The organism is Azospirillum sp. TSO5 (genome assembly GCF_003116065.1).
Classification (GTDB): domain Bacteria; phylum Pseudomonadota; class Alphaproteobacteria; order Azospirillales; family Azospirillaceae; genus Azospirillum.
Window position 1 is genome coordinate 19,246 of sequence record NZ_LGQY01000084.1, and the last position, 20,386, is coordinate 39,631.

The window sequence follows — 20,386 nt, forward strand, 5'->3', positions numbered from 1 at the left end:
TGTGGCCCCCACCGAACCACGCGGCAAGGCCGTGCCGCCGGATGCGGCAGAAATGCCAACTCCCGAATAGCGGTCATCCCCCGATGTAGTGCGGCATCAGCTTTGCCTGATCGCCGATCCAGACGCTGCAGCGGCTGTCCTGGTTGCGGAAGAAATAGGCCTTGCCGGGCTGGCGGCGGTTCTGGGGGTCGATCAGGTTGGCGCCGCCGGAAAAGGCGACGCCATAGCGGTAGTCCGGCGTCGCCGCCCAATAGAGGCCGTCGATCTGCTGCAGGAAGGCGCCGCGCTGGCACAGGTGCGACAGGGCGCGGTCGAGCGTGGCGAGCCCCTTCAGGCCGTCGGGCAGCTTGTAGACCGCGCGGCTTTCGGTACGGCGCAGGCGCGGCTCGTGGCCGGGCGGCGGCGGTTCGTAGGCGCGGAAGAGCGGGCGCAGATGGCCGGGCTCGGTGCGGTCGGTGCGCAGAACATCCTGTGCGCCGGCGGCGGCCGGAAGCAGGAGGAGGATCAGAAGCGAAGGGATGAGGCGGCGGGTCATCGCACCGACGGGTTGTTGGCGACGAAGGCAAAATAGGGCAGCCGCCGCACCGCGTCCGCCACCATCAGGTAAGCCACCGCGAAGGCCAGCAGAGAACTGAGGAAATAGCCGTAGCCATACCACGGGAAGCCCATCCGGCTGAACAGCAGGGTGAAGCCGGCATTGGCCGCCATATAGACCAGCTGCACCGTCAGGTTCCGCGCCCGCAGGTCGAAATAGGCGAGGATCACCGTGCAGAACAGGAACATCACCTGGAAGAAGGCGCCCAGCACGCCGAAGCGGAACATGCCGATCTGCTGGTATTGCAGGCCGATGGCGCCGACGATGGCCGGAGCCAGGAAGATGCAGACGGCGCAGACCGCCCCTTGCAGGATGACGAGGTTGCGGCTGCTGTCGAGCAGGGCGGCGATGATGGCGCGGTGGTTGCGGGCGATCTGGTCGAAGGTCGCGTGCTTCTGGATGTCGCGGTAGAAGGCCTGGTAATGCTCGAAGAAGCGGGTCTCGATGTTCACCGTGAACAGGGTCAGCGCCGGCAGGGTCGTCAGATAGGCGATGAACATGGCGCCGTCATAGGCGCTGTAGATCGCCATGGCGCCGGAGACCAGCTCGCGTTCCGGCGCGAACCACATGATCCACTTGTCGGTCCAGACGGCGGCGTTGGCGAAGAAGCCGATCAGCGCCAGATCGGCGTATTTGCGGAAATAGGACAGGAAGTCGAACAACCGGCCGACCGGATAGGGATATTCGGCCAGCACCCGCGTGATCAGCCCGAACTGGATCACCGCCAGCCCGGCGGAAAAGCCCCAGATCATCCCCGCCGCGCCGAAGCGGTCGCCAAGCAGAACCGCTCCGGCCATGCCCGTGGTCATGCCGACGCCAAAGGCGACGGTGACCGCCAGATAGTCCTTCAGCGCCGACAGGAAGATCGACACCACCCAGATACCGCAGACCAGGAAGAAATTCGCCAGCCCGCCCAGCATGATCGGCAGCGGCAGGCCGCTGAACAGCGGGTAGAAAGGTCCGGCGGTCAGGCCGGCGATGGCATAGGCCAGCCCAAGCGTCGCCAGCAGCATGCCGGGCGCCGCCTCCACCTCCTTGGCATAGATGGCGTCGGCGAGATAGCGGGTGGCGACCAGCACCAGCGGCCCGGTGAACACCACCGAGAAGCAGAAATTGTAGATCACCACCACGCGGAACAGCGTCAGCTGATCCGGCCCGACCAGATCGCGGCCGAACAGCGTGATGCCGGCCAGCGCCAGGATGGTGAACATCCAGGGACCGGAGGTGATGAAGGCGGAATGGGCATAGCCCTGCAGCACGCCCAGCAGATCGTCGCGCCGGGCCAGCCGGCGGAGCGCGAAGCCGATGCCGGCCATGTCAGGCCGCTCCCTTCAGGTCGAAATCGGCGCCGTCGACGGTCGGCCGGGTCGGCATGGCGATGTGTTCGTCATAGATGGCGCGATAGACTCGGTCGATGGCGACCTTGTCGTAGGACTGGGCGACGCGCCGGGCGATGGCCTGCGCACAGCGCTCCCGCCACGGGCGGTCGAGCAGAAGCGCGCGCAGCTCCCGCGCGGTGTCGAGCGGGCTGGCGAGCGGCGTCACCGCCCCGCCCGGCCCCAGCGGCGGCACCTCGTCCGGCCGGCCCATCAGCAATTCCGAACAGGACCCGACATCGGTCGCCACCGTCGGCACGCCGGACGCCCCGGCCTCCAGGATCACCAGCGGCTGCGCCTCGCTGACGCTGGTCAGCGCGATGGCGTCGATCCTGCCCAGCCAGTCAGTCAGCTTGACCCGGCCGGCGAAGATCACCGTCTGCTCCAGACCCAGATGCTTCACGATGGTCCGGCATTCCTCGACATAGCCGGGGTCCTCCTCCAGCGGGCCGAGGATCATCGCCTTCAGGTCGGGGATGTCCTCGCGCAGGATGCCGGCGGCGCGGATGTAGGTCTTCACGTCCTTGATCGGCACGACGCGGCCGATCAGGGCGATGGTCGGCGGGCGCGGGGCGGGATCGCGCCGGACCTGGGAATAGCCGGCATAGTCGATGCCGTTGGGCACGATCATCAGCTTGGCCGGGTCGGCGCCCTGGCGGCGCTGGAACTCCTGGTTTCCGCCGTACAAGGTGATGATGCGGTCGCAGGCGTCGTAACAGGCCTTGGAGTAGCTGGCGAAGGTGTCCAGCCACAGATCGCGCAGGTCGCGTTTCTTGCGGTCGAGCGCGAGCGAGGTGTCGGCCCCCTCGAACAGCCATTCAGCCATCAGGATCTCGATGCGCCGTTCGTTGGTGTAGATGCCGTGTTCGGTTAGCAGGGCCGGCCGTCCGGTCTCCAGCCGCGCCCGCGCGGCGAACAGCCCGGCATAGCCGGTGGAGATGGCATGGTAGACGGCGGCCTGCGGCATCGGCACCAGCAGCGTGGCGAACAGCCCGCTCATCAGCGCGCGGCTGCCCCAGAAATACTCAAGGAAGGAGGCGTCCGGCAGGGCGGCCCTGCACATGCGCACCACCATCTGGAAGGCGTCCTCGGAATTCAGCAGCGCCCGCTTGCCGATCCGGCCGCGCCGCGGGGCCAGCAGCCGCAGAACCTCGGCGACCTCGGCCAGCCCTCCCCCATGCTGAAGGCGGGCGAGCGGCTTTTCCAGGGCCGTCATCAGCCGCCCGGTGCCGGGCTGCCAGCGCCATCCGGCGGGCGGGTCCTGCAGATAGACGTGGGTCAGGCCGGTGACGTTGGGGGGCAAATCGTAGGCGAGCTTGCGGGCGCCGCGGTCGGCGACCAGCGCCACTACATGGAAGGTCAGGTCGGAGTGGGAGCGGATCAGGTCGTGTGTCCAGGTCGACACGCCGCCGGCGACATAGGGATAGGATCCCTCCATCAGCAGGCAGACGTCGGCCTTGGGGGCGCGGGGCGCTTCGGGCGGCAGCGGCTGGGACGGGGAGCGGCTCATGCGGCCAGCTCCTTCGCTGCGGTCTCCGGGGCGGCCGTTTCGTCGTCGCGCCACAGGGCGAAGACGTCGCGCAGCGCATCGGGCAGCGTCGCCCCGTCGCCCAGCAGGTCGGGCCGGCGGATGGGAAGCGCGCGCAAGTCGCCGAAGCGGCCGAGCCGGAACAGGCTCTCGGCATACCAGAACAGGATGCGGCTGTCGGACGTGCGGTCGATCAGCGGTTCCAGCCGCGCCGCCGCCTCCGCCGCCAGCCCGCAGCGCAGCAGCAGCCGGCCGAGATCGAGGCGGATGCCGTCGTCATCGGGCGCCAGTTCCAGGCTGCGACGGTAGCCGTCCAGCGCCTTCTCGCGGATCTCCGCCTCGCGGTTGGAGTCCAGCAGGCCGCAGAAGGCGTAATCGTCGAGGTGGCGGGACAGGGCGGCCAGGGCACCGGCGGCGTCCGGATGGGCGCGGGCGGCATGGTCGAGCGACAGCCAGCGCTCGTTGAACTCATGCTCCACCCGCGCGGTCGCGGTGGCGGCCTGGACACGGACGGACGGGTCGGCATCGGCGAGGCCGGCCTTCAGCGCGGGCGTGAAGGCGGGGCGGAAATGGCGGGCGACCAGGGCGATCACCGCCTGCTTCTGCTGCGGCGTGCCCATCCACATCATGTCGGTGAAGGATTCTCCGGCGACCAGATGGGCGTTCTCGCGACCTGAGACGATCAGCTCATACAGCTCCTGCGCCGGGCCGGTCTCGCTTTCGGGGAAGAGGGAAAGATACCAGTCCTGAAAGCCGGTGGCGTAGCGGCTGAACAGCGCCAGCAGCGCCGCGGTCACCAGCGTGCAGGCGGCGCCCAGCGGACCCAGCGGCACCAGGGTGACCAGCAGCAGCCCGGCCAGCCGCAGGTCGCGGCCCCGCCGCGCCCGGCTGCGCACCCACAGCCCGACCAGTCCGCAGAGCAGCAGATGCAGCGCCGCGGCCGACGGTGCGGCGAAGGGGATGCCGGACAGGCCGAACGCCAATGGAGCCGAATCGAGCAGACCGGCGCCGAGCGTCGCAGCAACCAGTTCGCCCGTACCGGCGACCGGGCGGTCGCCCGCCAGCGTGCCGGCGGAATCGGGAAATTCGGAGGCGGGGTCGGTCATCCCGTTCCCTCCGCCACGGCTTTGCCGGCGGCCGGCTCCGGCTTGGACGGCTCCGATTCCGGCGGCTCGACCCGGCGGGTGACGAAGCCGATGGGGATGTTGGACAGCCCGTCGGGCAACTCCCGCCGCACCGCCCGTTCCAGCTTCGCCTCCACCAGCTTCGCGCCCTCCAGCGGCGTGCCGGCCAGGATCACGCCGAAGGACGCGCCCTGCTGGCCGAAGTCGCAGGCGAGGTCGGTGTCGCGCAGGCTGCCGCGCACCGCCGTGCCGATGGCGGCGGCAAGGTCGGCGCGCTGGGCGACCGACAGGCGGGACAGGCCGGTGGGGCGGATGGTGATGGCCGTCGTCTCGAACCCCATGCGGCGTCCGAGCAGGGCCAGGAATTCCGCCTGCCGGCCGATGTAGCTGGAGGAATAGAGCGCGTCGTCGGTGAAGACGCGCTGTTCGTTGGCGGTGCGGAACTGGCGCGCCTTGGCCAGCGCGGTGCCGATCCATTCGCACAGGATGCGGAAATTCTCGACCGTGTTGACGCTGAGGTCGGTGAAGCCCAGGCTTTCGACCTTCACCATGCCGACCACCTCGCCGGTGTCGCTGCTGACCAGCGGTCCGGCCAGCACACCTTCGCCGGCCAGGATGCGTTCGTCCTCGACCCGGTTGACGCAGAGCTGGCGCTGGCGGGCGATCACAGTCTGGAACAGCGGGGTGCCGCTGTCGAACCAGCGGGCATAGCTGTCGTTGTCGTCGTCCCAGCCCTCGTTCGTCACCGATTCCAGCACGTCGTTGTTCAGCAGGAACAGCGAGAACTTCTCCGGCTTCATGACGGTGCGGACAAGGTCGGCGACGCCCAGCATCACCTCCCCCTCGTCCAGATGGTCGATGGATTTGGCGGCCTGATAGAGGGTGAAGACGGTGCGCAGCTGGCCGGCGACGCGGGTCTCCAGGCTCTCCTTCACTGATTTCAGCGCGCGGTAGGACCGGGCGATGGCCTCCGCCTCCTGGCGGGCGGCGGCAAGGCCGGCGCGCAGTTCGTCGCGCTCGCGCAACTGGCGCATGCGCAGCTCGCCGAACAGCACGGCGGCGACCAGCCACAGGATCGGTTCGCGCGTCAGGGTGAAGAGATGGTCGTAGAGGTCCTGGTCGATGCCGGCATCCGGCATGTTGCCGAGCCGCAGCGCCACCGACGCCACCAGCGCCGCCAGCACGCCCTCGCTGGTGCCGTACTGGATCGCCAGCAGCAGGACCGGGATCCAGAAGGGATGCGGCTGCACCCCGTCGAAGCGCAGCCCGGTGCCGAACCAGACATCCAGCCCCAGGGCCACGGCGAAGAACAGCAGCAGTTCCAGCAGCGCGACCGGCCGCAGGCCGAACCAGCGGCGGGGAGGTGCCGGAGAGGGGCTGGACTCTGCGCTCATGCCTGCACGCTCACTCGCGGTGCAGGTCGTTGGAGAAGTCGCTGTCGGAGGCGCGGCCGGCCTGGGCCGGGGCGTATGCCGAAGTGGGCACGGCGGGTGCAGCGACCACCGGCCGCAGGCTGTCGATCATGCGCGTCACCACCCGCTGGGCGACGTTGTTGACGCTGTCGCGGCTGAAATAGCCGCGGCCGGCCTCCGATTGGCTGGAGGTCCACAGCACGGCGCCGTCGGAGCTGCGGACCAGCCGGGCGTTCAGGCCGACCACCGGCTCCTCGCGCAGGCCATGCTGGTAACCATATTCCGACACGCTGCCGGACAGCACCGCATCCACCCCCAGCGTCCGGCCGGTGGCCTGGGCGTCCAGCGGGGCGGCGTCGGCCGGCGCATCGGTCGCGGCGGCTGCGTCGCCGGTGGGCTTGGCGGCGGACAGGCGGCTGCGGACGCGGGACGCATCCATGCTGCGGAGGCCGTCGACGCCATACAGTTCGGTGGAGACGATGTCGGCGGCGATCTGGCCGGCGTTGGGATGGTTGGTCAGATTCTCAAAGGGCAGGACGGCGACAGTCGAACCGGCCGGCAGCACGGCGCCCGGCTGGGCGAAGTCGCGGCTGTTGATCCGGCCGAAGCTGCAGCCCGCCAGCAGCAGCCCAACCGCCAGCAGCGCCCCACCGGCCCGCACACCCTTGCCCGTCATTCCCACACCCTTTTGCCTCATCACCAGTCCACCTTTTTTAACCATAAAGTGTTGACACACCGTCAATAACGCCAGACCAGCGTGACGCCGGCGCTGTTCACCGCGCTGGCCGTGCCGCGCGCGGTGGAGCGGGCATGGCTGGCGCGGAAATTCAGCTCAAGATTGTCCGCCGGTTCCCATCCCAGCGAAATGGCGCCCTGCGGCCCGCTGCGGCCCCGCCGGTCATAGGCGTAGCCGACCTGCACCGCATAGCGGACGTAGTCGGTCAGAAAATCCTCGGCATTCAGCTGCAGCGCATGAACCTCGCGCGTCGCCGCCGGCAGCGGGACATAAGGCTGGCCCTGCCCGTCCTGCCGCTCCTCACGGTGGGCGACATATTCGGCGTCCAGCACATAGGCGACGCTGGTCAGCGGACCCGCCGCGTTCAGCGTGTAGCGGAGCGATCCCTCCACCGTCGCGCTACGCGCCAGATCGGCGTCGCCGGCAAGGCCATAGCGGTTGTAGCCGGCACCCAGCGACAGGAACCAGCGGTCGGACAGCCGGTCGTCATGCTGGACGAACAGGCGGTCGCGGCGGCCGCCGTCGACGATCCCTTCCAGGAAGGCGAAGCTCGGTTCGCTCCAGGCGAAGCCGGCGCGGGTCTCCGTTTCCTCGCCGCGCCAGCCATGGGTGTAGCCGGCGCCCAGCGTCTGCGGCGCGGCGTAAAGCGACAGGGTCGAGCGTTCCCACTCCGGCCAGTCATGGACCAGCGCCGCCTCCAAACGGGAGCGGGCGCCGTGGAAAGGCTCCAGCCGGCCATCTTCGCGGCGGGCGGCGTCGACATCGACATCGCGGCGCTCGAGGCTCCAGGTGAAGGCGGTGGAGCGGCCGAGCTCCTGCACGCCGCTGAAGCGGGCGATGCGCTGCATGTCGGCGTTGCGCACCTTCTGCCAATCGAAGTCGAGGCGGCTGCGATCCGCATTCTCGTGCAGAAGCAGCGCCTTGCCCTGCACCAGGGAAGGTTCGTCGGGCGTCAGTTCCAGCGCCGTGTCATAGGCCCGGATCGCTTCGCGCCAGCGGCCGAGCCGTTCCTCCGCCTGGGCTAGCAGGGCGGTGGACTGGGCGTCGTTGGGGTCCTGTTCCAGCAGGTCGCGCAGCAGGGTCCGCGCCGGTCGGACGTCGCCGCCCTCCATCAGCGCCAGCGCGCGGAAATAGTCGAGACGCCGGCCGGCGGCACGGTCGGCGGCCTGCGCCTCCCGGCTGGGCGCGGCGGTGGGGGCACGGGTCAGGGCGACGCTGAGGCCGGTGCGATCGGTCGCGACCGTCGCCTCGACGCCGCTGGCGAGCACCAGGACGACGCTGTCGTAGCCGTAGAGGATGTTGTCGACCCAGGACTCCAGCCGCTCCGGCACACGGTCAAGCGCGACCTCGCCAAGCGGGCGGTTGAAGCGCAGGACCAGTTCGTGGCCGTCGCGCTGGGTTTCGGTGGCGACCGGGCCGGGCCAATGCAGGGCGAAACGGGCGGCGCGGTCCTCACGCACGGCTTCGAGGCGGGCGGAGGGCGTTTGGGCGTAGGCGGGGGTGGTGGCGAGGAGGGTTAGGGCGAGGGCGAGCCATAACAGTCTCTCTCCCGCCCCGGGAGAGGGAAGGGGCCCAAGCAAAGCTTGGGAAGGGTGAGGGGTGATGCAAGGAGCCATGCGGTTCGGGATTCTCGGAATGCCCCTCACCCTCCCCGCGCCTTCGGCGCGGGTCCCCTCCCTCTCCCGGGGCGGGAGAGGGATATCCTGCGCAGAGGCGCGAAAGAAATCACGGAAGGGCCAGGACACGGCGGGCCTCCGGCAGTCGTCCGTTTTCAATCAGCATCGATGCGTAGTCGGCCTTCAGTTGGCGGTCGGCCGGGCGGCGCTTGCGCAGGGACTCGAACAGCGCCACGGCGTCGTCGACCTTGCCCAGCCGGTTCAGCAAATTCGCTTCCGTCTGGACCGCCGCGTCGCCACGGCCGGCGCGGTGGCGCAGTTGGGACAGGGCGGTGCGGTAGAACGGAACCGCCGCGGCCGGACGCTTCAGCGCGGTCAGCGCCTCGCCCAGGAAATAGTAGGCTTCGTAATCGTCGGGGCCGGAGGCGGCGTAGCGCCGCAGCAGCCGTTCGGCGTCGGCGAGGCGGTTCTCGTCATAGGCCAGCATGCCGAGCTGGCGCAGCGCGTCGGCATCGTCGGGTTTGCGCGTCAGCAGTGCGGTCCAGGCCTGGGCGGCGGCGGCGCGCTGCCCGGTCTGCTCGGCAAGACGGGCGTAGCGGCGCAGGCGGTCGGGGGCGGCTTCCTCGGGCACCGCGGTGCGCAGGGCCTGGGCCAACTCCTTGCCCTTGCCGGCCGCCGCCAGCGCCTCAATATAGGGAGCCTTCAGCGCCGGTTGGGCCGGGGCGGCGTCCTGGCCGCCAAGCCCTGCGATGACGCGGCGCCCGCCACCATACTCGGCGAGACGGTCGTACCATGCCGCCTGTTCGGCCGGGCTGGACGCCGCCTTGGCCCGCGCCTCGATCCAGTCCAGACCGGCGGCGGGCGGGCGCGGTCCCCAAAGATAGGCGAGCTGCCGGAAATCCTCACTCTGCGGCCCCTGTCCGGCCGCCAGCCGCTGCAGGGCCTGCTCCGCCCCCGCCTTGTCGCCGAGCGCCAGCAGGGACGATGCCGGCTCCCGCCGCTTGTCGGCGGGCAGGCGGTCGTCGGTGGCGCGCGCCAGCAGATAGCGGCGCAGGTCGGCCTTGCGGCCCAACTTCGTCAGCGTGTCGCGGTAAAGCGCATCCTCCGCCTCGGCCAGCGGGGCGGCGGCGGCCCGGCTCTGCAGCAGGGCGGCGAGGTCGGGCAGCGCATTAGCCTTGACCGCCGCATCGGCATAAACGCCAAGCCAGTCACCGCCCTGGCTCGCCGCCCAGCCACGCAGCAGCGGCAGGGCGGCGCGATAGGCCTTGTGGTCGAGCAGCATGGTGACGATGGCCTGCTGGTCCGCATCGGACAGGTTGCCCTTCGCCAGCTTGGCGGTCAGGTAACGGGTCAGTTCCTCCGACCGGCCGGCGCCGGCCAGCGCGGCGATATAGGCGGCCTCCACCTCCGTGCCGCCATCCGCCAGCAGCGGGGCCAGCAGCGGCAGCGCCTCGGCCGGTTTGCCGGTGGCGGTCAGGGCATTGGCCAGCGCCAGACGGCTGCGTGGCGAGGGGTCGAGCGCGAAGGCGCGCTGCGAGGCGGCAAGGGCCAGCGCCGCCGCCGGCGGAGAATTGGTCGCGCGCTCGGCGGCGCTGCCGGCGATGTCCTGCAACAAGACGGCCGAAAGCTTGGGCTGCCCGGCCAACCACTCGGCGACAGCGGCAGGATCGCCGGCTTTGGCCGCCAGCCGCGCCCAACCCTGCCCAGCGGCTGGCGACGGCATGGCCTGCCGCCTCGCCTCGAACCAAGCAAGCCCGGCCGGCGCGCGGTCGAGGTCGATGAACAGGGCGGCAAGCTCCTCCAACTGCTCGTCGGGAATGCCGCCGGACAGCGGCAGCCGGTCGAAGGCGGCGGTCGCCGCGCCATGGCGGCCGGCGCGGTCGAGGATGCGGATGGCAGCGAGTTGGTCGCCAGGAGTCAAAGTGCCGCCAGCAAGGCCGCGCTCCGCCCACCCCGCGGCAGCGGCAGGATCGCCGCGGCCGAGCGCGATGTTGGCGGCCAGCAGCGGATAATCGTCCAGGAATTCGTCGCCCAGCTCGCGATAGAGGCGGTCGGGAAAGCTGCGGTCACCCTCGCGCAACGCGCTTTCCGCCAGCCCCGCGAGGACCCAGTCGGGCACCAGATGCAGGTCGCGCCCCTTGGTCGCCGCCAGCGCCGGGCGAAGCATGCCGGCATTCACCTCCAGCGCCAGCAGCCGCCCGAACTGGACATCCTCGACCGGGCCGGGAAGCGCCGACAGGCGGGTCCGCGCCTCCTCCCGGCGGTCGGCGGCGATCAGCAGGTCGATGTAGGTCAGCTCCAGCGCCAGCACGGGATTGCGCCCCGTCACCTGCGGTTCGATCAGCCGCAGGCCAAGGTCGGGACGGGACGCCGCGGCAAGCTGGCTCGCCAGACCGATCATGTCGGCGACGGTGGGATTCTCGCCCAGCCAGCGCCGGGCACGGTCGAACGCCTCCTCCTCGCGGTCGAGGTCGATCAGCAGGCTCATCAGCAATTCGCGGCTGTCGGGCTGGATCTCGCCCTTGGCACGGTCGTCGGCGCGCAACAGCCAGTCCACCGCCCCGGTAGGATCGCCGCGGGCGGCCAGCAGTGCCGCCAGTTCCTGCGGAGCCTCGACATCCTCGGGACGCAGGGTGCAGTAGCGGGTCAGCGCCTCCACCTTCAACGCCATCCGGTTGCGGAAGCCGGCGGCATAGGCGAGATCGCGGTAGAGGTCGGCGCTGTGGCGCAGCTCCGCCAGGGCCTTCAGGTTTTCCAGATAGTCGCCGGGCCGCTGCGCATCCTGGTAGAGCCGGTTCAACAATTCCCGCGCTTCGACGGAGGACGGCTCGGCAGCGACGAACTCCTCGGTCAGGGCGATGGCGCGCTCGACGTCGCCCTGGGCCAGCGACAGGCGGGTCAGCGGCATCACCGTGGTGCCGCTGCGGTCGCCGGCGGCATAGCGCTGCTCGTAGACCGCGCGGGCGCTGTCGTAGTCGCGGTCGCGGAACTTCTGCAGGGCAAGCTCGCCGCTGTGCGGGATCAGCAGCAGGCTGGCGCCGATGCCCACGAGCAGCACCAGCAGAACGACGAGGATGTTCGCGCGCATCGCCGCCCTACCCCGCCGTGCCGCCGGAAGCGCCACCGGTCGGGCGGATCCGCAGCAGCAGCGGCGCGATGGCGGACACCGGCACCGTCAGCGCCAGCCGGCCGTCGGCATCCGCATCGGCGGTGCCGGACCACAGCCGGGCTCCGTCGCGCTCCGCCGTGACCGTCCAGCGGCCGGAGCGCGGCACATGCCAGACCATGGCGCCCTCGCCGTAGCCGGTGGCGGCGACGCGGAAACCCTGCCCTTCTGCGGCAAGCGCGGAAAAGGCCCAGCGCCCGTGGACCAGATAGGGCACTGCGGCCGGCGGGTCGCGGTCGGCGCGGTCTGTCTCCGTCAGCGCCACCACCGGTTCCACCACCACCGGGTCGAGCGCCACATAGAGACTGCCCTGGTTGTGGCGCTGGCCCAGCACGCCAATGGAGCGGGTGAAATCGATCGCGCTGGCGCTGGCATGGTCGAAGCGCAGCGTGTTCAACGCCCGGCGATCCAGCACGCGCCAGCGCCGCCCGACATCCGCCCCGCTTGGCAGCGGCTCGAACCGGGTGGTGTAGAAGCCTTCGGCGATGCGGGCGTAGGTGGAGGCGGCGATGGGCGCCAACTCCTGCCCACGGGCGGCGGTCAGCACGGAGACCAGCGCGTTCAGGCTGGCCGCCTTCTGGCCGCTGTACATGTGGTAATACACGTTAAAGGGCTTCAGCCGGATCGGGCTGCCGGCGTGCCGCATGGTGTTGATGAGATTGCGGTAGCCGTAGAAGCGGCCGGTCCACAGCTCGGTATAGGTGTTCTCGTTGCTGCCGGCGGCGTAGATCTGACGCTCTGCCCCCACCGGCAGGCCGACCGGCGGCAGGCCGGTGATGGAGGGGAAATCGGCATCGAAGCGGGCATCGCCGCCGTTGATGTTGACCCCGCCGGCCTTGCGCACCGCCGCCAGCGCCGCCTCGAACGGCGAGGTGTCGCCCGACCATTGCACCAGCACCGCCCGCTTGCCGGCCGGGGCCAGCCGGGTGAAGTAATCCAGCGCACCGCCGATCTCCTGGTCGAGGTCGAAGGGCTGCTGCAGATAGGCGCGCGGCACGGCGTAGCGGCCGATGTCCGACACCTCCCCCGCCTCCTCCGCCGCATGGTCGTCGGCCTTGCCGGGGCGATAGCTGCTGTCGCGGTTGAGGAAGGGAGCCTCGTTCTGCCGGCTGTAATCCTTGAAGAAGGACCACTGGAACGGGTGGGTCCAGGTGTGGCTGGACGGCTCCACCTGCGGCAGGGCGAACAGCTTCTTCGCCGCCTCCAGCGACTCCTGCGTGCCCTTCCAGGTCGGGTCGAGGTCGCCGACGATCGGGGCGACGCTGACCGGCAGGTCGGGAAACGGCTCGATGGCGGCGGTGCGCACCATGTCAGCGGACAGCACGCGGCGGGCGGCATAGGGCGCCACCTCCGTCACGTTGCGCCAGCCATCGCCGTCGATGTGGCTGAAATAGATGCGCCGGCCCGACAAGGTGGTGACGTCGGGCTTCGGCAGGTCGTCGGTGGCGAAACTGTCGCGGAAGAAGGCGAAGGGATCGACGATCCATTGCCGGCGGTTGTACTCGGCGTCGAAATAGCGGCCGTAGCCGTCGGTGACCAGACCGCCGGACGGGCCGGTGACCACCAGATGGCTGTCGCTGGCCGGATCGTCGCCGCGCCGCATCACCAGATGGGAGGCGAAGCGCTCGTCGGTCTTGCGGAACAGCGGATAGCCGGGCAGCACCCCCGACAGCGGCCGTTCGAAGCCGATCATGCCGTCGGCCAGCGCCGGCCGGGATTTGTAGGTCAGGTCGGAATAGCCGTCGTCGTCGCGCAGTCCGAAACGGGCGAAGAAGCGGTTGGCGACGGCCAGCGGCACCGGCTTTCCGCCGCGCTCCAGCCGCACCCCCGACTGGCCCAGGACGGCGAAGCGGACGCCGCGGTCCATCGCCCGTCCGGCCCAGGCGATGTAGGCGCCGACATCGGTGAAGGGCTCCCCCGCGAACCAGCTGACGACACCGCGCAGGTCGGGATAGCGCGACAGGTCGGGCAGCCCGTCGGCGACGTTCCAATAGACCACCGACAGGCCGAGATGGTTCAGCGGCAGCTCCACCATCGTGTGGATGCGGCTGAGACGGATCGTGCTTTCCTCACGCAAATCGACCAGCGCCAGGATGGTGCGCGGCACCGTCTGCTGGGCTGTCGTCGCTGTCGGCGGCGAGTCGGCGGCCAGGGTGGGAAGGGCGGTGCCGGGCAGAAGCAGGGCGAGGGCGAGGGCTGCTGCGCAGTGAAGGCGGTTCAGAGTTTGCTTCCCTCGGCCGTCATTCCCGCGAAGGCGGGAATCCATCCGATGCACAGGCGCAGCTAAGGAATCGCCTGGATCCCCGCCTTCGCGGGGATGACGGCCAATAATCGTCTTTATGAACTCGCAGCCCCTCACCGCGGCGGCTCCGGGATCAGGCGGTCGAGTTCGACCGTCGAGACGTAGGGGGAGAAGCCGTTGGCTCGCTGCAGATCGTAGATGGCCCGGATGCCCGCGGCATCGGCCGGATCCCAGTAATCCAGGGTATGGAGGGAGAGCCGCGGATTCAGCGCCCCAGCGGCCTTCAGCGCCTCGACCTGGAATCGGTAATCCTCGGCACTCTGGCGGTGCGGGCGCTTGGCGGCGAAATCCCAACCGGCATAGACGCTCTCGCCCAGCACATGGCTCAGCAGCGGGGCGGTCTGCGGCAGGATTTCATAGGCGCGGTTCTGCATCAGGCCGATGTCAGGCCAGTTGCGGCGGATGGCGCGCACCAGTGCCGCCGCCGCGTCGGTCATGCCGCGCCAGCGCTTCGCGTCGGTGCGCTCCAGATGCGGCGGATTGTCGAGCGTGTCGAGGAAGACTCCGTGAAAGCCCTGGTGCAGGATGGCGGGGACCAGTTCCTCCACCACCAGCTTGACCCAGCGGCGGTCGCGCACGTCGACATAGAAGCTGCCGGGCCAGTTGGGGTTTTCCTGGTCCAGGATGCCCCAGGCCTTCACCCGCTCGAACCAGGGGCGGTGCGTCTCGACCTCGCCCACGCTGAGATAGCCGAGCAGGGTCTTGCCGCGGTCGGCCAGTGGCGAAAGCGGCGGGTGGGCGCGGCTGTCCAGCACCAGAAGCCGATAGGGCTGAAAGGCGGACAACGGGGCCGCGTCGGCGTAATAGACCGCCCAGGGGGAGGCGGAAGCTTGACCGGAGTCCGCGGCCCGCAGGCCCCTGTTGGGCAGCGCCAGCAGCGCCGCACCCGACATCAGCCCCCCGGCGACAGCCCGCCGCCCGATCGAACCACCGGTCACGCCACCCCTATCCTTTGCTCAATGCTCTCTTGCTCAGCCAAGCCACGCCAGAGTCTGGCGCAGCCCATCCTCCAGCGGCGTGTCGCAGCTCATGCCGAAGGCGGCGACCAGACGGGACGGATCGCCGATGGACACCCGGATGTCGCCCGGCCGTGCCGGACCATGACGCCGGTCGAGCGGCCGGCCCGACAGCTCCGCCAGCACCTCCGCCAGCCGGTTGACCGAGGTCGGGCGGCCGGTGCAGACGTTGTAGACGGGCGCGCCGGACTGCGGACGGTCCATCGCCGCGGTCAGGTATCGCACCAAGTCCTTTACAAAGATGAAATCCCGCACCTGCTCGCCGTCACCGTTGATGGTGATCGGCTCCCCGCGGGCGATCTTGCCGGCGAAGATGGAAATGACGCCGGAATAGGGCGATTTCGGGTCCTGGCGCGGGCCATAGACGTTGAAGAAGCGGAAACCGGCGGTCGGCACGCCATGCACCCCGTCCGCCACCCGCGCATGCAGCTCGCAGCCCAGCTTGTCGGCGCCATAGGCCGACAGCGGGCGGGTCGCCGCATCCTCGGTCAGCGGCATGTTCGGGTTGTCGCCATAGACGGCGGCGGAGGAGGCGTAGATCACCGGGACCGGCCCGGCCGGGTTGGCGCAGCGGGCGGCATCGAAGACGGCGATGGTGCCGGACAGGTTGGCATGGTGGGTCTCCAGCCAGGCCTCGCGCGAGCGGTCGACAGAGGCGACGGCGGCCAGATGGAAGCAGCCATCCACGCCGGCCATCGCCGACCGAACCGCCTCGGCGTCGGCCACATCGCCGACGGTGACCGGCACGCCGTCCGGCAGGTTCTCGCGCTTACCGGTCGACAGATCGTCGAGCACCCGCGCCTCGTGCCCGGCCGCCAGCAGCCGCTCGATCAGGTGCGAGCCGATGAAGCCGCAGCCGCCGGTAACCAGATAACGCGCCATCGCCGCGGTTCCTCCGCTTTTGCGTGTGTTTCGGGTGATACGCGAAGCCGGAGCCGCCGGATCAGATCTCTGAACTCAGGCGGCGAGGAAGCCGGCGACCGCGGCCTGGAATTCCTTGGGCTTGATCGGCTTGGAGACATGGCCGTCGAAGCCGGCATCGGCCAGCCGGCGCTTGTCGGCGGGCGTGGCGAGATTGGTGACGGCAATGACCGTCGTGGCGGCGAGATCGCCATCGGCGCGGATCTGCCGGATCAGGTCCAGCCCGGACAGGCCGGGCATGACGATGTCCATCACCACCAGATCGGGCGCCATGTCGCGCATCAGGTCCAGCACGGAGGAGGCGTCGGACGCCTCGACGACGGTGAAGCCGCCTTCCTCCAGGCAGCGGACGAAGAGCTTGCGCATCAGCACATTGTCCTCGACCACCAGGATCGTCCGCGTCTTTTCGACCGTGTCCGCCATCTCGCCATCCGACCTTTGCGGCGTGAGCGGCATGGCCGGCGGCGGGCATGGCGCAACACGCGACCCTACGCTGCACATCCTTACCGGTATTCACGCATTTTTGGCTGTGTAACTCTTTCGATCAGCCGGGTCAAGCAGGCCGAAGGCGGGGCGCCCGTAAGCTGGCCCCGTGCGGGCTGGTCCGTTCGCCTGCTTCGCCGAAGCCATCGCCGAAGCCTTCGCCGAGGGCCGGCAACCCGGCCTGTTCGGCGAGCCGCGGGTGACTGTGCTGCTCCAGGGATCGTGGCTGATCCTGCACGCACGAAAAAAGCCGCCCTCCCCTGCGGGAGAGCGGCTTTTTTTACGGCAGACGACGTGCTTAGTGCTTCATTTCGCCCAGTTGCTTGCGGCTGTCGCCGCTCTTGTCCTTGATGATGGTGTCGTCCGGCTTGCCTTCGACTTCCAGGATGCCGATCAGGCCCTTGGTAGCGCGGCTGAGCGCATGGTCGACCAGGGCGTACTTGCCGGGATACTCGACCTTGAACTCCACCATGGTGGCGCCGCCGGGGGCGACGGTGACGGTCTGGATGCCCTTCGACGGCTCGCTCTCCAGGCCACCCAGGTTATAGACCTTGTCGAAGATCTCGCCGATGACGTGGAAGGAGGAGGTCAGGTTCGGACCGCCGACGCCGAAGAACAGGCGGACCGTCTCGCCGACCTTGGCCTTCAGCGGCTTGTCCTTGGTCAGCGCGCCGACGGTGCCGTTGAACACCAGATAGCTCGGACGCTCGTTGACGAGGCCGTCATAGTCGTCCTCGGCATTCGCCTGGTTCTTCGCCTTGGTGGCGTAGATTTCCTGCTGCATCACGTAGAATTCGTGATCGACCGGCGGCAGACCGGCTTCCGGCTCCACCACGATCAGGCCGTACATGCCCTTGGAGATGTGGTGGGCGACCATCGGCGTGGCGCAGTGATAAACGAAGACGCCCGGAGTCAGAGCCTTGAAGCTGAAGGACTTGGTCTGGCCGGGTTCCACCTGGGTGATCTGGCCGCCGCCGAGGAAGCCGGTCGCGGCGTGGAAGTCGACGGAGTGGTTCATCGTCGATTCCGGCGCGTTGGAGATCGAGACGTCCACCGTATCGCCAACCCGCACCCGCACCATCGGACCCGGAACCGTGTTGTTGAAGGTCCAGTAGGTATAGGTGGTGCCGTCGTCGAGGGTGGATTCGACTTCGGACGTGTTCAGCTGCACCTTGTGGGTCTTCGGCGCCCGCTTGCCGGCCTTCTCCGGCGCCGGGACGGCGGCCGGATCCTGGACGACGCTGACCGTGGGCTGCTTGACCTTCGGGTCGGCATAGAGCGTTTCAGCCGCCGAAGCGGCGCCGATACCGGACAGAAGCATCAGGGCGGCGGCACTGACAGTGACGAGAGAGAGCTTGGTCTTCATGGCGTCGTCTCGGTTGAGTGTTTCTTGTGAGGGAATATTCACCCCATCTCCGAGACCTCTGCTTGACCGCCGTCAAGTGGAAGAACTGGACGCTATTTTGTCGCAGCTATCCTTTATTTCCACACAAACTATGATGATTTCGCATATTAGGATTTCGGCCGAAACGCGACGCAGATTTTCGGGTCGGTTTCGATCCGCCCGGCGCCGATCAGGTCCAGGCAATAGGGGATCGCGGGAAACACCGCCATCAGGCAATCATGGATGGCCGACGGCTTGCCCGGCAGGTTGACGATCAGGCTGCGGCCGCGGATGCCGGCGGTCTGGCGCGACAGGATGGCGGTCGGCACGACCCGCAGGCTGACTGACCGCATCAGTTCGCCGAAGCCCGGCATCATCTTGTCGCAGACCCGCTCCGTCGCCTCCGGCGTCACGTCGCGCGGAGCCGGGCCGGTGCCGCCTGTGGTCACCACCAGATCACAGCCGGCGACGTCGCACAGCTCAGTCAGCGTGGCGGCGATCAGGTCCAACTCGTCCGGGATGACGCGCGCCTCCGCCACCCAGGGGGAGGCGACGATGCGCGTCAGCTCCTCCCGGATGGCCGGGCCGCCCTTGTCCTCGTAGACGCCACGGCTGGCGCGGTCGGAAATGGTGACGATTCCGATCTTCACGGGTCCGATCTGCACCGGTTCGCTCATGGTCGATGGTCCTTTTTCGGTCAGGCGGCGCAGGCGACCTGCCGGTAGAGCGCCGGCAGCGCCTTGGTCAGGTGGGAAACCTGCGGGAATATGGCATAGGCGCCGCGCCCGAACAGATAGGGGATGTAGTCGCGCGCCTGCGCATCGACGGTGATGGCGAAGACCGCCAGCCCGTCGCGCCGCGCCTCGCGGATCGCCTGCCGGGTGTCCTCGATGCCGTAGCGGCCTTCGTAATGGTCCACGTCGTTGGGCTTGCCGTCGGTCAGCAACACCAGCAGCCGGTGGCGGTTCGGCCGTTCGGCGAGCTGGGCAGTGACGTGGCGGATCGCCGCACCCATGCGGGTGTAATAGCCGGGCTTCAGCGCGCCGATGCGGCGGGTGACGGTGGCACCCAGCGGCTCCTCGAAATCCTTCAGCGTCTGCACCCGCACCCAGTCGCGTCGGCGCGAGGTGAAGGAATAGAGCGCATGGTCGTCGCCGCAGGCGGTCAGGCCGTGGGTCAGCGCCAGCAGCGCCTCCTTCTCCACATCCAGGACGCGGCGGCCCTCGATCCAGCCGTCGGTCGACAGCGAGCCGTCGACCAGCACCGCCACCGCCAGATCGCGGGCTGCGCTGCGCACCTGCTGATGCACGCGGTCGCTGCCGCAGCCGCCGGCCTGGAGATCGGCCCGGCTGCGCACCAGGGCGGCCAGATCCAGCTCGTCGCCGTCGGCCTGCCCGGTGAACAGCATGCGGCGCGGGCGCAGCGCTTCGAACTGGCGGCGGACCTGCCGGATGCGGCGCTGGGCGGCGGCGTCGGGCTGCCAGGACTCGCCGTCGGCCGGTGCCGTTTCGGCGATCACCCGGCAATGGTTGGGAAGATGGGCCTGCCGGCCATGGTCCCATTCCGGATAGCTCAGGGTCGCCACCAGCGGCGTGTCGTCCACCACCGGCGCGCCGAGGTCGAGGTCGAGTTTCAGCGTCGTCGAAGCCTTGCGCTGATGCGCGCCCACGGCGATCTCGTCGAGATCGTCGGCGGCCTTGCGGGCATTCTCCGCGTCGTCGTCATCGACCGCGCGCGGAATGTTCAGCGCCTCGGCGAGGCTCAGCATCTTTTCGAAGCGGTTGAGAATCAGCGGGTCGTTGCGCTGGATCTGATCGGTCTGGCGGCGGGTCGCGGCGCGGCGGCGCTGGTCGCCCTCGGCCGCCTGCCCGCCCTCGCCGGGGCTGTCGGTCGCGGCGGCGGCATCGCGCTCGGCACCCGGTGCGACGAGGCCCCACAGCGGCACCGGCAGCATTCGGGCATAGCCATAGGGGGCGGTGAAATCAGACAGCGGCACGGTCGGCGCAAGCATGCGCGCGCCCTCGCTGGTGACGGCACCGGCGCCAAGCAGCGCCATGGCGGCGCGCTCGACATCGGCCTCCACCGGCGGCAGGCGGCGGGCCGGCCGGGTGGCGGCGACGGCGCGGGCCAGTTCCTCGTGCATGCCGGACAGGCCGGGCCAGCGCATCAGCACCCGCACCGTGGTGGCCGCCGCGCTGCGCAGGGCCTGCAAGTCGGCCTGCAGCGGGTCGGCGGGAGCCGGTTCGGCTTCGGCATGGGCGAAGAAGGCGGCCAGCCATTCATAGAGCCGCTCGTTCAGCGCCGAATCGGGGAACAGGTCGATGGTCGTCGGCAGCTGGAGCACATTGCCGTCGAGCGCCGCCCGCTCCACCCGCTCCTCCCCCAGCCCGATGCGGCCGAGCAGCGACAGCCGGTGCCCGGACACCGCCGCGGTCCCGGCAGCGAGCCGCACCCCGCGGTCGCCGCCCAGCGCCCGGAAGAACACCGCCAGCCGCGGACGCATGGTTTCCAGCGTCACCGCGGCGTCCGGATGATGCGGGTAGCTCGACCGTCCGCCGATCAGGCGGTGCCACAAACGGCCGACGGTCTCTTCCGGCTCGAAGAACTCCAGCATCGCGCACGCACTCCCAAATACTGGCCCAAAACCACAGCCCCTATCGGCCGTCATTCCCGCGAAGGCGGGAATCCATGCTTTTCCATCGGACGAGCGCTGGGGAGATGCCCGGA

The 20,386-nt window shown here is 69.4% G+C and carries 15 protein-coding genes; all 15 read right to left on the reverse strand.

Features of this window, described 5'->3' with window-relative positions:
* Window positions 1–73: 73 nt before the first annotated feature.
* Window positions 74–535, reverse strand: coding sequence for a hypothetical protein (locus tag TSO5_RS21100; RefSeq protein ID WP_109153402.1), 462 nt, complete (start codon window positions 533–535; stop codon window positions 74–76).
* Window positions 532–1,911 carry an exopolysaccharide Pel transporter PelG gene (gene pelG, locus TSO5_RS21105; protein ID WP_109153403.1) on the reverse strand — a complete coding sequence of 460 codons (1,380 nt, stop codon included), beginning with the start codon at window positions 1,909–1,911 and terminating at the stop codon, window positions 532–534. Before pelG ends, TSO5_RS21100 begins: the two co-directional genes overlap by 4 nt.
* Window position 1,912: 1 nt before the next feature.
* Complete coding sequence (gene pelF, locus TSO5_RS21110; RefSeq protein ID WP_109153404.1) at window positions 1,913–3,481, reverse strand: GT4 family glycosyltransferase PelF; 1,569 nt, start codon at window positions 3,479–3,481, stop codon at window positions 1,913–1,915.
* Window positions 3,478–4,605 (reverse strand): hypothetical protein, encoded by a 1,128-nt coding sequence (locus tag TSO5_RS21115; protein ID WP_109153405.1) that lies wholly within the window; start codon window positions 4,603–4,605, stop codon window positions 3,478–3,480. The genes pelF and TSO5_RS21115 overlap by 4 nt, the downstream gene beginning before the upstream one ends.
* Window positions 4,602–6,017: a GAF domain-containing protein gene (locus TSO5_RS21120; RefSeq protein WP_109153406.1), complete on the reverse strand. Its 1,416-nt coding sequence runs from the start codon at window positions 6,015–6,017 to the stop codon at window positions 4,602–4,604. Before TSO5_RS21120 ends, TSO5_RS21115 begins: the two co-directional genes overlap by 4 nt.
* A gap of 10 nt (window positions 6,018–6,027) precedes the next feature.
* Window positions 6,028–6,711, reverse strand: a complete 684-nt coding sequence (locus TSO5_RS21125; RefSeq protein WP_199230967.1) for a hypothetical protein — start codon at window positions 6,709–6,711, stop codon at window positions 6,028–6,030.
* A 62-nt stretch (window positions 6,712–6,773) separates the two neighbouring features.
* Window positions 6,774–8,231, reverse strand: a complete 1,458-nt coding sequence (locus tag TSO5_RS21130) for a tetratricopeptide repeat protein (RefSeq protein ID WP_247870859.1) — start codon at window positions 8,229–8,231, stop codon at window positions 6,774–6,776.
* Window positions 8,232–8,496: 265 nt separating this feature from the next.
* Window positions 8,497–11,475, reverse strand: a complete 2,979-nt coding sequence (locus TSO5_RS21140) for a tetratricopeptide repeat protein (protein ID WP_109153408.1) — start codon at window positions 11,473–11,475, stop codon at window positions 8,497–8,499.
* A gap of 7 nt (window positions 11,476–11,482) precedes the next feature.
* Entirely contained in the window at window positions 11,483–13,819 is a 2,337-nt protein-coding gene (locus TSO5_RS21145) for a hypothetical protein (RefSeq protein WP_247870860.1), read from the reverse strand.
* A gap of 89 nt (window positions 13,820–13,908) precedes the next feature.
* Window positions 13,909–14,793: an endo alpha-1,4 polygalactosaminidase gene (locus TSO5_RS21150; RefSeq protein ID WP_109153409.1), complete on the reverse strand. Its 885-nt coding sequence runs from the start codon at window positions 14,791–14,793 to the stop codon at window positions 13,909–13,911.
* Window positions 14,794–14,826: 33 nt separating this feature from the next.
* Window positions 14,827–15,753 (reverse strand): NAD-dependent epimerase/dehydratase family protein, encoded by a 927-nt coding sequence (locus tag TSO5_RS21155; protein ID WP_109153410.1) that lies wholly within the window; start codon window positions 15,751–15,753, stop codon window positions 14,827–14,829.
* 75 nt (window positions 15,754–15,828) lie between these two features.
* Window positions 15,829–16,215 (reverse strand): response regulator, encoded by a 387-nt coding sequence (locus TSO5_RS21160; RefSeq protein ID WP_109153411.1) that lies wholly within the window; start codon window positions 16,213–16,215, stop codon window positions 15,829–15,831.
* Window positions 16,216–16,573: 358 nt separating this feature from the next.
* Window positions 16,574–17,641, reverse strand: coding sequence for a copper-containing nitrite reductase (gene nirK, locus TSO5_RS21165; protein ID WP_109153412.1), 1,068 nt, complete (start codon window positions 17,639–17,641; stop codon window positions 16,574–16,576).
* A 146-nt stretch (window positions 17,642–17,787) separates the two neighbouring features.
* Entirely contained in the window at window positions 17,788–18,336 is a 549-nt protein-coding gene (mog, locus tag TSO5_RS21170; protein WP_109153413.1) for a molybdopterin adenylyltransferase, read from the reverse strand.
* A gap of 20 nt (window positions 18,337–18,356) precedes the next feature.
* Window positions 18,357–20,273, reverse strand: coding sequence for a VWA domain-containing protein (locus tag TSO5_RS21175; RefSeq protein ID WP_109153414.1), 1,917 nt, complete (start codon window positions 20,271–20,273; stop codon window positions 18,357–18,359).
* Window positions 20,274–20,386: the final 113 nt, after the last annotated feature.

Coding starts and splice junctions, on each gene's coding strand:
- TSO5_RS21100 (WP_109153402.1), bottom strand. CDS start 535: ATGACCCGCCGCCTCATCCCTTCGCTTCTGATCCTCCTCCTGCTTCCG.
- TSO5_RS21175 (WP_109153414.1), bottom strand. CDS start 20,273: ATGCTGGAGTTCTTCGAGCCGGAAGAGACCGTCGGCCGTTTGTGGCAC.
- TSO5_RS21115 (WP_109153405.1), bottom strand. CDS start 4,605: ATGACCGACCCCGCCTCCGAATTTCCCGATTCCGCCGGCACGCTGGCG.
- pelG (WP_109153403.1), bottom strand. CDS start 1,911: ATGGCCGGCATCGGCTTCGCGCTCCGCCGGCTGGCCCGGCGCGACGAT.
- TSO5_RS21125 (WP_199230967.1), bottom strand. CDS start 6,711: ATGACGGGCAAGGGTGTGCGGGCCGGTGGGGCGCTGCTGGCGGTTGGG.
- pelF (WP_109153404.1), bottom strand. CDS start 3,481: ATGAGCCGCTCCCCGTCCCAGCCGCTGCCGCCCGAAGCGCCCCGCGCC.
- nirK (WP_109153412.1), bottom strand. CDS start 17,641: ATGAAGACCAAGCTCTCTCTCGTCACTGTCAGTGCCGCCGCCCTGATG.
- TSO5_RS21155 (WP_109153410.1), bottom strand. CDS start 15,753: ATGGCGCGTTATCTGGTTACCGGCGGCTGCGGCTTCATCGGCTCGCAC.
- TSO5_RS21160 (WP_109153411.1), bottom strand. CDS start 16,215: ATGGCGGACACGGTCGAAAAGACGCGGACGATCCTGGTGGTCGAGGAC.
- TSO5_RS21120 (WP_109153406.1), bottom strand. CDS start 6,017: ATGAGCGCAGAGTCCAGCCCCTCTCCGGCACCTCCCCGCCGCTGGTTC.
- TSO5_RS21145 (WP_247870860.1), bottom strand. CDS start 13,819: ATGGATTCCCGCCTTCGCGGGAATGACGGCCGAGGGAAGCAAACTCTG.
- TSO5_RS21140 (WP_109153408.1), bottom strand. CDS start 11,475: ATGCGCGCGAACATCCTCGTCGTTCTGCTGGTGCTGCTCGTGGGCATC.
- mog (WP_109153413.1), bottom strand. CDS start 18,336: ATGAGCGAACCGGTGCAGATCGGACCCGTGAAGATCGGAATCGTCACC.